Genomic DNA, 14,269 nt, shown 5'->3' on the forward strand with positions numbered 1-14,269 from the left:
CGTATGGTCTTTGATTAAAATACTGCCAAACAGCAAATATTCCTACTCCTAGTACTACAAAGCAAGTAAGGATTATAGAAAGATAAATATATTTGTTATGAGATGGTTTTATAGGAGGGTTAACAGCTATTGCAGGTAGTTTACCAACTCGTTTTATCGGCGGATCAACAGGTATTGGAGGTGGTTTACCAACTCGTTTTATTGGCGGATCAACAGGTATTGGTGGCGTAGAAACTATTTGTGTACCAGAGTCAGTGGGCTGATCATTTATAAGTATTTCGATTTTTTCTAGTGAGATTCCTGTAAGTTCGCTAATGATTTTTTTAATCCCAACTTCGTTGAATTTTGCAGCAATATTTTCCTTAGTTCTAATACTGCCTAAGACCTTTTCTATTCTGGATACATTACAAATTTGCACTGCTCTTCCAGGTTGAAAGGTATTAATAACTGCATCTTTTATTTCAAATTGTGTTTGATCAGGGGCAACAACAAAATAATTAACCCAGAAAGGAATATCCTGAAATATACAAGACCGAAGTTTATCTTTAATAACTAGGCTGTATCGTTCAACTTGTATATATGGATTGCCGCCAACAGCTTTAATTTCTTGATTATCACAAAACCATGTTTCGTTGGGACTTCCTGTCCACTTACCTTTATATCCTTTTGCCTCCAAACACACAAATACTCCTGGCTCCATAACCACCAAAGCATCAATTTCGTGAAGCTTTGAACTGAGAGCCTCTCTAAAAACAAAACCCATAAGGGCATAACCTGCAAGTTGTGCTTGCTCTAGAGTTGTTTTTAATTCTCTCTCAAAACCTTGAAGTTCAACTCCCTCTCGTAAAAGCACTTTCATAATACTTTTTGATAGATTAATTGTTGTATATGTCACACCGAGAGTTGCTGCAAACTGTTCTTGCGTCAGCCCAGCCAAAAGCCGCAGATCACGAATAATCTGCCCCACCTCTGGCTGGTTGATAGCCAAGAGTTTTTTGATAGTCATTTAACGAAACAGGACTTACGCAAACAATAACTGAAAAGAACGATTTTTAGGTAGGGGCAATTCATGTAGCTTTAGCTGACCGCAGGGTATTGCCCCTACCGCATGTAGTTTTGCGTAAGTTTAACGAAAGAAACTTTACCTTCTAGCTTAGGTAACTGAATCCTATATTATTTGCTACATATTAACCATGTAAAATTGCGGAATACATCAGTGAATACCCTGAAAATATATTTTTATAGTAAATCTTTTTTGCTTTAATTAAAGGAATTTTTTAAGTAATGTTGAACTTGAATTCAAGCGATCGCGTTCAGCGTCTGGTAGAGAGGAAAAGTTACTGGCAAAACTTACGCATTGACAAAGTAGACCAAAAATGCAGTAAGGGGCAAGAGAAAAATAGGCGATGCCTACGCTAATCACTAGGGACTTTAACCTGTTTGTAATTAAGAATTAAGAATTGTTAATGTGGGGTTTTGGCAGATCCGAATAATTTATGTTTTGGTCATTTTTTCCTGAATGAATGTCCTGTTTTACCTTTCTAGTCGCTGTAGATGTGATTAGGAAACGCAAGGATTATTGGGGAGAATTCTTTGAGCATCGAAAACGACGGTCGCGGCAGTGGCAGGAAGTATAATGGCTTTCGTATTAGTTATAGATAGCATTGGCGCAGCCCAACCTAGCGATCGCTATCGCCTGGTGAAGCTCCCATATTAAACTGGTGTTATGTTGAATGGGGCAAGAGCGATTAAAAAGGATTAATGTCTGTTACCTGCTCCCAAATATAGCTCACCCACTTTCGGGTCATTCAACAATTCTTCACCAAGGCCGGAGATCGCATCGCGTCCCGACTCCAGTACATATCCGCGATTAGCCATCTCTAAAGCCTTACGGGCATTTTGTTCTACTAATACGATCGCAGTTCCCGCCTGATTAATTTGTTTAATCTGCTCAAACACTTGTGTCACCAAGATGGGGGATAAAGCAGCAGATGGTTCATCTAAAATCAGCAAACTAGGTTCCAACATCAAAGCTTTGCCCATCGCTAGCATCTGGCGTTCTCCTCCAGAGAGAGTACCAGCGCGTTGACGACGGCGATCGCTTAGTCTGGGGAACATAGTAAATATTTTATCTTTAATTGGTTTCAGGGGAACGTTAAGCACAAAAGCACCCATCTCCAAGTTCTCTTCAACACTGAGGGAGGGGAAGACATTGGTGATTTGCGGTACGTAGCACATTCCTCGTTGGACGATTTGATTGGACTTTAGCCCCACAATATTTTCACCTTTGAAGGTAATTGTGCCTGTGTGGGGGAGCAAAAGCCCAAAAATTGCTTTTGCCAAAGTAGATTTACCCGCACCGTTGGGGCCAATCACTGTTACCAATTCCCCTGGTGCAACCCGAAAATTCACACCTTGCAGGATATCTACATCTTTGATATATCCAGCGTGGACATTTTGAACGTCTAGTAAATAGTCATTTGTCATTGGTCATTTGTCATTTGTCATTTGTCAACAGTCAAGTCAAACATAAGTATTGACTATTGACTGTTGACTATGGACTATTACGGAGTTTTTTGCAACTCCGGTCGTTCTTCTGGAAGAATCGCCCCTTCTACTGGGCAAACTTGGAGACATATACCACAGTCTATGCAGGTAGCAAAGTCAATCCAGTACCAATCGGTTCCTTTGGCATTTTTGCTTGGGCCTTCATGAATGCAAGCTACTGGACAAGCACCTACGCAGTCAGCGACACCTTCACAGACTTCTGTAACAATTGTGTGCGGCATATTCTCGATTCCCTCTCTTCTGTATCGGCTATTTCTAGCCTAGCAGGGGAGTGGAGTGCTGAGTGCGTAGAGGTATTAACTGTTATGACATCATTACCTTTACCAGTGCTGATTACATTATTGCTACCTGGAGCTTCTAGCCAATCATTTCCCTGTGTGCCTTGAAACGTTTGGTCATTTCCTGTCAAGGTTTCAACAGTGTAAGTAACTCCGCGATAAACTCGTGTTGTCATAATATTCTCTGGCAAGATAAAATCTGTTAACTATCTCAGTATATTTAGCAAGGTTAAAGTAGGATTTTTATATAAATAACAAATATCAAAACTTGACAAAATCGTAACTTCTCAATAAGCGCTCGTAAAGAGCATAAGCTAATGTACTTTTAATTTGCATAAATAGGGCGGGCTTTCCGGCCCACCCCACAAGAAAGAGTTTTAATTCCAGGTAATATGCAAGTTAAAGTTTTGATTGTTCAGTGCTGAGTGGGGAATCTCATTTCTTTACTCAGGACTCTTACTCGGAAAAAAGCAACTGTTTTGCCTCATGCCCAATGCCCAATGCCCACTAACGCAATGATTCAATGGTTGGTGAGCCATCAGCTTTGATCCAAGCAATTTGGGCTATGCCGCGATCGCGTGCATATTGGCGAATAGCGTCTGCATCCCTTCCTCCCAAATCAATTTCTACCCGCATCAGCTCAGTGGAATCTCTGAGTTTTTGCCCGTAGGCAAAGGCAAAGGCGTTAGCACTCGGCGTCTCTGGTGCTACCAACCAGTTACTAGCTGGGGTTGCTTGTGGTAATTGCTGAGTAGACAACAAAACTTGGTATAAATCTTCGATATTGAGTCCAAAACCAATTCCGGGTATGTTTTCTCCTTGGGGATGATATAGCCCCAAAAGCTGGTCATAGCGACCACCCCGCCCTAAAACTCTGGTTTCGGATTCGGTATTGTTAACAACTTCAAAGACGATACCAGTGTAGTAATCTATGGTCTGAATCAGGCTGAGATCAAGGATTAACGGAAATTTTTTCTCTGATTCCAGTAATTTTACTAGGGACTTGAGGTTATTTATTGCCTGTCGCTGTTCTTCATCTAGATCTAAATTACTAACTTTTTGTAACACGTCTGCACTAGAGCCACGCAAATCCATCATGATTCGGGCGCGATCGCGTAGTTTCTCACTTAGAGGTAAAGTATCTATAGTAATGCGGTCGAGATGAGCGATCGCACTGCGAACTTTATCCTGTAAATTAATCGGAAAGGCACTCAGCAGCGATCGGGTAATTCCCGCCTCACCTAAAATTAAATGCCATTCCCGTAAACCCAGTGCTGCCAAAGAATCTGCAACTAACAGCAGTACTTCCGCATTCGCTAGCAATCCCCCAGCACCTAACAACTCCACCCCAGCTTGATAAAACTCTTGCTGGCGATTATGTCTACTTTCCCAAGTGCGGCGAAACACATTGGCGTTATAGTACAGCCGTTGCGGATAAGTGACAGCTGCCATCCGAGTCACAACGGTGCGAGCAATGGATGCTGTTAATTCTGGACGTAGCCCTAACTCATCATCTTCGCCATTTTGTTGTAGTTGAATCACCATCTGACGCTGGATTGCTTCCCCCGCCATCAGAGTATCCATGCGTTCTAAAGTCGAGGTGATAATCCGGTGATATCCCCAACGGTGAAACACCTGCTGTAACCGCTCTTCAATCCAGCGTTTTTTCTCCACATCCAAGGGCAATAAATCCCTGGCTCCCGATGCTGGTTGATACACCATTATTTTTTCTTCCCACCAAACAAACCACCGAACAAACCACCACTACCAGATTTATCTGGTTGCTTATCTTTATTATTGGGGGATGAAGTCACCTTATGATCACTAGGTTGTAGTCCTAGAGCTTTATCTATTTTAGGTTTCCATTGCAACGCTGTGACGTCATTGGGGTCTAATTTTAGAGCGTTGTCAAAGTGGATTTTTGCCATTTTTAGCTGATTTTGCTTCAAATACACCATTGCAATTAAGCTATGGCAGCGACTATTTTTAGGTTCTAGCTTTAGGGCATCTTGCAACTCTACTTTGGCTTGGGCAAATTGGTTTTTGTCAATCAAAGATTGAGCGCGACGAACATACTGTTCTACAATCGAGTCTTCTTTTGGTGGCGCTGGCTCTGGTAGTGTATTTGACTGAGGCAGACCTGACTGGACTTTGGGTTGAGCAGGTGGCGGCGACGCTGTGGATAATTTGCCCGCACTCCGCATTAAATACACTAAATTCAACTCACTAACTTGGGCAATGACTTGTAGTGCTTGCTCTAAAGAATCATATTGGGTTTGGGCTAGTTTAGCGATCGCACTTTTATAGAAATGATCGACATTAGGCGCCTGAGCTAACTGTCTAGCCAAGTCGGTGTTTAAAGTTACCGAACTAGACTCTTGTGCCAAGCGCTTGCCAATTTGCGACAAAATTACAATATATTCCGCGTGAGTGCGATCGCCATAAAGTTTTTCGTAAGCTGGGTTAACCAACTTTGATAACAATTCGTTCCCTAGCTGTTTTTGAGCCGCACTTTCAGTAAGATTACTGTCCGGGTGCAGACGGCGGGCGATTTGGAGGTAGCGTTTACGAATCTCTTTGACATCCGCATCAACTGGAACGCACAATATTGCGTGATGATCTATGAAATCATATTTAAATAATCCACGATCTATTTTGAAAGACATATAGAGCTCTTGCACCAAACGAGCAGTTAGATTCTTTCTAGTTTACTTCGGTTGATCAGTGATTCGTCAGTAGCAAATTGTTATTTGTCATTTGTCATTTGTCATTTGTCATTGGGCATTGGGCATTGGGCATTGGGCATTTGTCATTGGGCATTGGGCATTGGGAAAACACTTTCTTTCTTCATCCCCTTGTCTCCCTTGTCTCCCTTGTCTCCCTCACACCCAAGCTGACAGTGGCGGAACTTGTAAAAGTTCGCTACTGAGGTAGTCGTGAATATAACCATTCGTGGCGAGAATTCTACCTGACTCAATTTTGACGGGAGTACCATCATAGGCGGTGACTTTGCCCCCGGCTTCTTGTAACAAAATTATCCCGGCGGCAATATCCCAAGGAGAAAGCCCACGTTCCCAGTAACCATCAACACGTCCACAGGCAACATAAGCCAAATCTAGCGATGCCGAACCACTACGTCTGACTCCTTGGGTAAGATGAGTGAGGTGACTAAATTCCGCGTAGTTGTTATCAGAGGTTTCGCGGCGATCGTAGGCAAATCCTGTCACTAGTAGGCTCTTACTCAGTTCAGATGTTAGCGAAACCTTGATGGGATGACGGTTGCGGGTTGCTTCCAAGCCAGCAGCAGCACGAAAGAGTTCATTGTGAAAAGGGTCATAAATTACACCAACTTGCGGAACGCCATTAATTAACAGCCCGATGGAAACCGCAAAAAATGGGTATTGATGGGCGTAGTTGGTTGTGCCATCTAGAGGATCTATTGCCCAAAGGTATTCATTCTCTTGATTACCTAATTTCCCTGATTCTTCAGCGAGGATAGAGTGCTGAGGAAAGTGGCAGCGCAAAATTTCTAAAATCAACTCTTCTGAGGCTTTATCAGCAGCAGTGACTAAATCACCAGGGCGTCCTTTTTCAATAATTCCGTCTTCTAACTTACCCAAATAACCTTGCAAAATGGCACCAGCAGCTAAGGCCGCTTCCGTAGCAATATCTAGAAAAATTTGTAGATTTGTCATTTGTCTTTTGTCATTTGTCATTGGGAAAACTCTTCCCTACTCCCCACTCCCCTACTCTCCCCCTCAGCACTCAGCACTCAGCACTCAGCACTCAGCACTAATTAAAGATTTTGGCGGCGATACTCGGCGGGAGTAAGGCGCATGGGTTTTTCTGAGTTCCAGATTCCTTGCCCCATGAGTCTAGCCCATTGTTGGGCACGTTCTAAACGTTGGTCATATTTGTGGTTAGGCGATCGCCCCACAAACATTGCATTCCCTTGTTTCACCAATTCTTCATTCAACAACACCTTATTTTTCCACACATAAGCTAGAGTTCGCCCGATTTTGTCTTTTGCTTCTAAATCAAACTCCAGCGTTACCGATTGTTCTGCACCACCAATTAGATCCTCTAACTGTTCTTTTGCTTGTTCCCCCCAAGGGCGCTGTCGCAAATCTGGTGCATCAATACCAACTAACCGGACTTGGGAAATCAAATTTGGTTGTTCAGCCATGCCTAACACTTCCAAACTTTGCCCACTAACTACCCGCGCTACTTTCACATCAGCCTGATTGTTTGGCAGCTGGTTTTTACCTTGGCAACTCACCAAGAGCAATAAGCAAACCAAAATGGCTATTTTTCGCACCCAGTTACCAAGATATACAGGCATCAGAACTTTAGTGATTTGGAATTGTTTATTCCTCATCTAAGGGTAAACCCGCTTTAACTTTCCCCCTAGCAAAATAGCGTCCAAACTGGAGTTCGTAGACTTCATCTTCGTCTTGTGTCTCCACCTCCAAGTCAGAACGGGGGTAACTCACACACAATAAGGCATAACCTTGCCGACGTAAATTTGGCGACAATCCGATCGCCTCTGGTTGGTAAATTTCTCCTGACAATACTCTGACAGCACAAGTGGTGCAAGCCCCATTGCGGCAGGAAAACGGCAGTTCCACCCCTTGTTTTTCGGCAGTGTGCAAGATGTAGCGGTCTTCTGGCACTTGTAGGGTGTATGTTTTGCCAGTGGCGCGATCGCGAACTCTAATTGTGTATGTACGGGACATCTGGATTTGCGTTTTGGGATTGGGACTTTCAGATTCAATCTAAAATATCTTTCTTTATCTTTGCATTTTCTGTGATTTTATAGTATTATTGTAAATTGTGGCACCTGGAGAGGTGGCCGAGTGGTTGAAGGCGCACGCCTGGAAAGTGTGTTTAGGGAAACTTAACGAGGGTTCGAATCCCTCCCTCTCCGTTATATCTATACAGGGTAAGCTTTACCCTGTATAGTTTAAGTCTAATTCAGAATGCTTATTGGTTGAATTGGCTGAATCTATAGATTTTCACCTAATACAGCAGGATGCCCCCACCAGAACGGGACTCCGTTTGGTGGCGGGAGGAATGCGAGCGAGGCGACGATTCCGGCTCCAACCAAAACCGACTCTTCGACGCTCTCGGACGGGAGGAGCCGGATGTTGTCGCCTGCAAATTCCTTGTCAATACATTGCCCCCTTTATCTTCAGCAGTTATAATAAATTTAGAGTTTGGTGAAGAAATGACCCAAGTAATTACCACTAAACTGAAGCTGAATTTAGATGCCGAGCAAAAAGCTTTGGTATCTCGCACCGCTTTAGCCTACCGAGATGCCTTGAATCATGCTTCGGTCGTCGCTTTTGATAATGGCAAGATTAGCAACGGGGCTAAGTTGCAGAAGGCTGTTTATAGCTCACTGCGAGGCTTATTTGGGCTTGGAGCGCAAATGGCTTGCAGCGTAACCAGACAAGTAACTGCAACATATAAAGGTCTGTGGACTAAGCTGAAGCAAAATGCCGCAGCTATTAAAGCTGGGCATACTAAGAAGCGATACAAAGGGCTGGATAAAGCCCCTAAGTATGCGGCTCGGACTGTTATCTTGAATTACCCGCGTGACTATTCATTTAAGCCGGAGCGAACAGTTAGCATCAACACACTAGATGGTCGAATAAAAGTCTCTTATGATGGCTACGATAAACATCTAGATTTAATTGCCAACTGTAAAAAGATAGGGGAAGCGAAGATCGTATATCAACGAGCTTCTAAGACCTATTATTTGCTTGTTAGCATGGAGCTAGAAACTCCTGATATCAATCCACTGACAATAACCAGAGTCTCTGGTGTTGACGTTGGAATGCGTTATTTAGCAGTAGAGACAGACCTAAATAACAAGTCTGCCTTTTATTCTGGCAAACAAGCTAGGCACAAAGCTAATCGTTATTTTAAAGCGCGTAAAACTCTTCAGCGTAAAGGCACTCGGCAAGCATTGCGTAGGCTAATCGCTTTGTCAGGTCGAGAAAGACGGTTTATCGCTGACGTAAACCACCAAATCAGCAAAGAAATTGCTAAACCAAACAGCCTAATCGGACTAGAAAATTTGACCCGAATACGGGATAGAACTAAGTCTAAATTTGGTAAAAAGGCAAGCGAAAAACAGCGTATAGCTAATCGAAATAAGGCTAAGTGGTCATTGGCCGAATTGCATGGCTATATCGACTACAAGGCTAATTTAAATGGCTCTCTAGCAACCAAGGTTCCGGCGCATTATACTTCGCAAAGCTGTCCAAAATGTGGACATACATCGAAGGCTAATCGACCAAACAAAGGGCTATTGTTCCGATGTGAATGCTGCAACCACGAGTTGCATTCTGATTTGGTTGGAGCGCGAAATATTGCAATGAGAACGTTGCTCGTTCGGCAAGACTGGACCAGTACGGGTACTTTGTCAATGTGCCCTGATGTATCGGGTATTGAAGCCAAAGCTGAAGTCCTGCAAAGGTTTTCAGAGTTGCGGTGGAGCCTGGATACAAGCCCCCACTGTAGCGGTACTCCGCTCTGTGGTGGGTAATTGACTCAAACAATAAGATAAGCCTATTTGTCTGTAAACCTATCTGGGATCTCGTTGTTCACGGATGATTAAGTAGACCTATACTGAGATGACTAAGTGTTAAATCTGACTGCTAAATTCAATACACAATCTAGCGGAAAGTAACATTTGTTTGATTTATTACTCATAATTGAGGAATTTTGTCAAGTCGCCAAACTCCTACTTCACTATGGCGACAGCCTGATGAACGGATCGGGTAAATTAAGATAAGTAAAGAAAACCCTTTAAAATAAATGGCAACTCTAAGCTTACAAGAAATTTCTACTCAGCTAGAAAGTCCGAATTTACGCGATCGCATGGTAGCTCTGGCGAATCTGCGTCATGTTTCGGCTGAGGATGCAGTCCCTTTGATTAAAAAGGTTTTAGATGATGAATCTTTGCAACTGCGATCGATGGCAATATTTGCTCTTGGAATCAAGCCGACGCCAGAATGTTATGGAATTTTGGTAAGAATTCTCGTAAATGACCCAGATTATGGTATACGCGCTGATGCCGCCGGTGCCTTAGGATATTTGGGTGATGCTAGAGCCTTTGAAGTGCTTTCACGGGCGTTTTATGAAGATACTGATTGGCTAGTACGCTTTAGTGCAGCCGTTTCTTTAGGTAACATTAAAGATCCCCGTGCGCGTCAAATTCTGATTCAGGCATTGGATAGCAAAGAAGTAGTATTGCAACAAGCTGCAATCTCTGCACTCGGAGAAATTCAAGACATTGAATCTGTCGATCACATCCTGCGCTTCGCTCAATCAGATGATTGGTTAGTCAGGCAGCGTTTGGCTGAAGCCTTGGGAAATCTTCCCACTCCTAAGAGTGTCTCAGCTTTGAAATATTTGGAAAAAGACAATCATTTCAACGTTGCTGAGGCAGCCAGGATTGGACTGAAGAAGCTTGAGGAAATAGGCAATCAAGCTTAATATTAAATCCTGCTACATTTTAATCATAATTAAGTGGGAATTTTAGCATTTTGATGCAGGGTAATTTCATTCATGAATATTGAAGAGTTTTTTGAGTTAAGTGCTGGTAAATGGTTTTCTCATCGTACTAGTCAACATTTGGCTTTTAAGCAATCTGAAAGTAGCAAGTCAGACATTATCATTGAGACGCTGGCTGTAGATGCTCCAGAAGTGATCAAACTCTGTCAACAGTACAAAATTAATCTTAATTCCGCCTCTTGTGCTGCCAAAATTACCTGGAACGGCACAACGGAAAAGGATCAAGCAAAACACAGTGGTTCGACTGTGTTAGTTTCCGTACCTGATGCGGATAATCCGGCGCAAGGTAAGTTACTGCGAGAAATAGTTGATGCTGATAAAACTCCAGTTGCCGGACGCTATAAAATTGATAGTGATGGTGCTTTGATTCTAACAACAGAGGATGAAACCATGAGTTCTGAAGAGCGCCTGTGGTTTGCTAGCCCTAATTTGCGAATGCGGGCAAATGTCCTCAAGAGTTTTGGTGGATTTAGTATCGCTTCTTTTACTTCTGAGATTCGCATGGGTGGTTTTCCACCAGCCGCGAAGCCTTCCGAGGCAGCTAATTCAGTATCGAATTAGTTTTAATACAATATATTCCCCCTGTTTCTAGGGGGAATTAAGTTTAATATTTTTTATCAAGGATTCACATCGCGTTAATTTGTATATAGCGTTTCCTAGTCTACTGAGGTACATCATAGCCCCCTCATCGCTTGCGGGGAGGGGTTCTTGTACCTCAGTCAACTGAGAACCGCTATATATAGATTAAGATTGCTAGACAATCATCATATTACTATGTCGCGTCAAGACAAAAAGCCAAATGGATGTGGATGCTCAAATATTCCATTTTCTATAATTATAGTTATCTTAGGAGGTGGTTATTGGTGGTTCAGCCAAAAAGGAAATTTAGATATCAGCAACCTTTTACCTAAGATTCAACAAATAGCTATTTCTATTTTGAATCCTACTCCCACTACTTCTTCAACTCCCACCTCCTCTTTATCAAGCACTTCAAGTTTCCCTCCTAATAATAAGCAAGCTCCAGTTAAAACAATAACACTTGAAAAAACACTATTACCTCCAACTCCTTGGGAGAAAAAAGTAATTAGAGGAATTTATTTAAGTCGCTACCAAGTCACTAATAATGCCGATGAAGAAACGATTCGTCAAAGAGTTCGTTACTATCACTCTCAAGGAATTAATACGATTATTCACGGTGTTTGGGGTAATGGTTGTACGATGTACAATAGCGATGTGATGCAGCAAACGCTAGGTTATAGAAGTTGTCCAAACCAGTTTCAAGAGCGATGGTTAGATTGGTTGATTGATGAAGCACACAAACAGGGAATGCAAGTTCACGCTTATTTCGAGAAAGGCATTAAAATAGACAAAAATAGTCCGATTTACGATTTAGCAATTTCTCGTAAATGGATAGTTCCCGGTGTGGATAAAACCTATGTGGGAATTGATCATTATGTTCTTGATGTGGAGATTCCTGAAGTTGCTAGTTTTTTTAGGAATATCTTAGTAGAGTTCGTCCAAAAATATCCGAAGATTGATGCAGTTCAATGGGATGATTATCTAGGTTATTATGCTGAATTACCCGGCAAAATTGATCGCACTGCTAAATTAACTAGTTTTGTGCAGCAAATCAGAACTGCGATGAAACAAGCTAACTTTTCAGTTAGTTTTGATATTTGTCATCATAACCCTTACTGGGCTAAACGATATTTCGCAGCTGATTGGCAAAAATGGAATGTCGATAGAGTGTTTATTCAAGCTTATAATGAGGCGAATTTCAAAGAGGAATTAAATTATGCTAAAAATTATGCCGGAATTGCGATTACTGATCACCAATTACACCGTTTAAAAGAATTAGTAGATAACGACGCAATCAAGAGTATTTTAATTTTTCCTATTTCTGGAAAACCAGAAGAAACAGCTTCTACCTTAAAAAGCTTGACGCAAAACAACAACTAAGATCAAAAATCAACAAGATTATATAAAAACTGAGTTGTCGAAAAAAAGACAATTAGCGCCGGAATTGAGGGATGGGATAAAATGCCCATTAAACCGCTACTTAAAAACCAGGATAAACTATAGCCACTGCTGAAAATACTATAAGCTGTAACACGTTTTAGCTTTGAAAGCATCCCAGCGATCGCAGCTTTCAAAATCCTCAAATAAGTCTATTGTTTAATACTGTTTATAATCTACTATAAAAAATCCCAACCAATGGTTAATTTCATAGTGGGAAAAAAGTTAAATTTAGAGACTTTACTATCTCTGTCGTGATGTTTTTTAAATTTGCAAAAAGTTAGCGATCGCCTGCGGTAATGGCAAAACAATTATCATCAACAAAGCGATTGCCAATAATCCCCAAATGTCACGTCCATTATCCAATTCAGTCACATCATTCAGCGCCGGCTCATCAATCAACGGCATAAATAATAAGATAATCGCCCACAACAAAAATTCTTCCCGAACTAAAGAAAGAAATAGTAACAAGAGGCGAGCAATTTGACCAATTATAATTGCAGCTCGTTGTCCAAACATCGCATGGATAATGTGACCTCCATCTAGTTGTCCCACAGGCATTAAATTTAACGCCGTCACAACTAGTCCCAGAAAACCAGCAACTGCAACTGGATGCAAGTCAAGGGCTGATGTTGCTGTTAACTGACTTCCCAAGGTTAACTTCGAGAGTAGCGCCAGTAAAATTGAATACTTGGGATTAAGTGCCTCAAGATTCAAAAGTCGGGTTTTTTCATTCAGGGAAACTACGTCAGAATGAGCCAAGCCCCATATTAGTAATGGCAAGGTAACAACAAAACCTGCAATTGGCCCAGCGATACTAATATCAAATAAAGCTTTGCGGTTAGGAATAGGACTACGCATCTGAATAAATGCGCCAAAAGTTCCCAAGAAGAAAGGCACGGGAATAAAGTAAGGCAACGTCGAGCGAATATTGTAAAATTTAGCTGTCAAATAATGCCCAAGTTCATGAATACCCAAAATAGTCATCAGTCCTAAAGCATAGGGTAATCCTTTGAATAGGACATCTGGGTTAGATAGAAGTTTGAACAAAGAGCCAATTTTCCAGATAGGCCCAAGAGAAACACCAGCATTTTCCACTCCCACCAAGGTAGTAGTTACCAAAGTAGCTGCTAGTAGGAGAAGCGCTAATCCTGGTCGAGTTAACCGTTCCTGATCGCGTCGTGGTGTATTTCTATCTTTAGCAGCTTGAGTGTTAGGAACCAGTACAAAGAAAGGTTTGTCATTTAAACCTTCTTGAAAGATTAGCACGAAGCGATCGCCAAATTGTGCTTCAATATTAGTCTTAATCTGCTGGTAGGCGTTGCTGGCTTTAGTTCGCAACTGACCACGGCAAATTACAGCTTGTGGTCGATATTCAATATTTTGAACGTAGTATACAGACCAAGGAAAACAATTTCGCAGTTGAGTTTCTTCGGTTAGCTCAATGGGACGCACTATTGGTTCTACGGCAGGCTGGATAGTCGACTGCGATTCAGAGGCTTGAACTGGGGCTTGGATTTGTGTATCTCTTGGCGCTTGCCGCCCCCATTGAAACAACGTCCAGTACAACACTGTGGAGACAAATAACGACGAAATAATCAGCCCTGGTGGCGGAGCTTGTTTAGCCCCGTACATTAGCGTCCATCCACTCAACAAAAATGCTGGTGTCATTAAAACCAGCCATAACAACCATACTGGCGTCCGGGTGATTTGAGCGACGCTGTGCTGCACCATTAGATAAGTAGCTAGCCCCAGTAGGAGGATAAACAAAAACCAAAATTCCATATTATCTTCAGTAATTTGGACAAAACGCCCACCAGTAG

Annotated in this window: 15 protein-coding genes and 1 tRNA gene; 5 read left to right on the forward strand and 11 right to left on the reverse strand. The window is 42.1% G+C overall.

The features are described 5' to 3' along the window. The 9 genes from V7K15_RS28260 to V7K15_RS28300 form a co-directional block, all read right to left on the reverse strand. Window positions 1-1,006 (reverse strand): NERD domain-containing protein (locus tag V7K15_RS28260; RefSeq protein ID WP_334911070.1); only part of this gene is annotated, 1,006 nt, incomplete at its 3' end. 752 nt (window positions 1,007-1,758) lie between these two features. Next, complete coding sequence (locus tag V7K15_RS28265) at window positions 1,759-2,487, reverse strand: ABC transporter ATP-binding protein (protein ID WP_334911072.1); 729 nt, start codon at window positions 2,485-2,487, stop codon at window positions 1,759-1,761. A 77-nt stretch (window positions 2,488-2,564) separates the two neighbouring features. Next, entirely contained in the window at window positions 2,565-2,789 is a 225-nt protein-coding gene (locus V7K15_RS28270) for an indolepyruvate ferredoxin oxidoreductase subunit alpha (RefSeq protein ID WP_292802124.1), read from the reverse strand. Then, window positions 2,738-3,022 carry a hypothetical protein gene (locus tag V7K15_RS28275; RefSeq protein ID WP_334911074.1) on the reverse strand — a complete coding sequence of 95 codons (285 nt, stop codon included), beginning with the start codon at window positions 3,020-3,022 and terminating at the stop codon, window positions 2,738-2,740. The genes V7K15_RS28270 and V7K15_RS28275 overlap by 52 nt, the downstream gene beginning before the upstream one ends. A 331-nt stretch (window positions 3,023-3,353) precedes the next feature. Then, window positions 3,354-4,568, reverse strand: a complete 1,215-nt coding sequence (locus tag V7K15_RS28280) for an ATP phosphoribosyltransferase regulatory subunit (protein ID WP_334911076.1) — start codon at window positions 4,566-4,568, stop codon at window positions 3,354-3,356. After that, complete coding sequence (locus V7K15_RS28285; RefSeq protein ID WP_334911078.1) at window positions 4,568-5,512, reverse strand: J domain-containing protein; 945 nt, start codon at window positions 5,510-5,512, stop codon at window positions 4,568-4,570. The genes V7K15_RS28280 and V7K15_RS28285 overlap by 1 nt, the downstream gene beginning before the upstream one ends. 216 nt (window positions 5,513-5,728) lie before the next feature. Beyond that, window positions 5,729-6,541 (reverse strand): inositol monophosphatase family protein, encoded by an 813-nt coding sequence (locus V7K15_RS28290; RefSeq protein WP_334911233.1) that lies wholly within the window; start codon window positions 6,539-6,541, stop codon window positions 5,729-5,731. Between the two features lie 101 nt (window positions 6,542-6,642). Next, entirely contained in the window at window positions 6,643-7,224 is a 582-nt protein-coding gene (locus tag V7K15_RS28295; protein WP_334911080.1) for a thermonuclease family protein, read from the reverse strand. Beyond that, the gene (locus V7K15_RS28300) at window positions 7,214-7,582 is read right to left on the reverse strand and encodes a 2Fe-2S iron-sulfur cluster-binding protein (protein ID WP_334911083.1); all 369 of its coding nucleotides are present in this window, start codon (window positions 7,580-7,582) and stop codon (window positions 7,214-7,216) included. The genes V7K15_RS28295 and V7K15_RS28300 overlap by 11 nt, the downstream gene beginning before the upstream one ends. Before the next feature lie 106 nt (window positions 7,583-7,688). On the opposite strand from V7K15_RS28300, the gene V7K15_RS28305 reads away from it, so the two are divergent. The 5 genes from V7K15_RS28305 (at window position 7,689) to V7K15_RS28325 (ending at window position 12,389) form a co-directional block, all read left to right on the forward strand. Further along, window positions 7,689-7,773: transfer RNA gene (locus tag V7K15_RS28305), tRNA-Ser, on the forward strand. Window positions 7,774-7,878: 105 nt separating this feature from the next. Further along, the gene (locus V7K15_RS28310; RefSeq protein WP_334911085.1) at window positions 7,879-9,399 is read left to right on the forward strand and encodes an RNA-guided endonuclease InsQ/TnpB family protein; all 1,521 of its coding nucleotides are present in this window, start codon (window positions 7,879-7,881) and stop codon (window positions 9,397-9,399) included. A gap of 272 nt (window positions 9,400-9,671) precedes the next feature. Next, window positions 9,672-10,352, forward strand: a complete 681-nt coding sequence (locus tag V7K15_RS28315; RefSeq protein ID WP_334911086.1) for a HEAT repeat domain-containing protein — start codon at window positions 9,672-9,674, stop codon at window positions 10,350-10,352. A gap of 72 nt (window positions 10,353-10,424) precedes the next feature. Next, a complete protein-coding gene (locus tag V7K15_RS28320) occupies window positions 10,425-10,991 on the forward strand; it encodes a phycobiliprotein lyase (RefSeq protein WP_334911089.1) in 567 nt (188 codons plus the stop codon). A 213-nt stretch (window positions 10,992-11,204) separates the two neighbouring features. Next, window positions 11,205-12,389: a family 10 glycosylhydrolase gene (locus V7K15_RS28325; RefSeq protein ID WP_334911235.1), complete on the forward strand. Its 1,185-nt coding sequence runs from the start codon at window positions 11,205-11,207 to the stop codon at window positions 12,387-12,389. Window positions 12,390-12,391: 2 nt separating this feature from the next. Here V7K15_RS28325 and V7K15_RS28330 read toward each other — a convergent pair whose 3' ends face one another. Continuing rightward, window positions 12,392-12,592 carry a hypothetical protein gene (locus V7K15_RS28330; RefSeq protein ID WP_442949724.1) on the reverse strand — a complete coding sequence of 67 codons (201 nt, stop codon included), beginning with the start codon at window positions 12,590-12,592 and terminating at the stop codon, window positions 12,392-12,394. 118 nt (window positions 12,593-12,710) lie between these two features. Then, on the reverse strand, window positions 12,711-14,231 hold the full coding sequence (locus tag V7K15_RS28335) for a site-2 protease family protein (protein WP_334911091.1): 1,521 nt from the start codon (window positions 14,229-14,231) through the stop codon (window positions 12,711-12,713). Window positions 14,232-14,269 lie beyond the last annotated feature (38 nt).

It is taken from the genome of Nostoc sp., from assembly GCF_036919815.1.
Lineage (GTDB): Bacteria > Cyanobacteriota > Cyanobacteriia > Cyanobacteriales > Nostocaceae > Nostoc.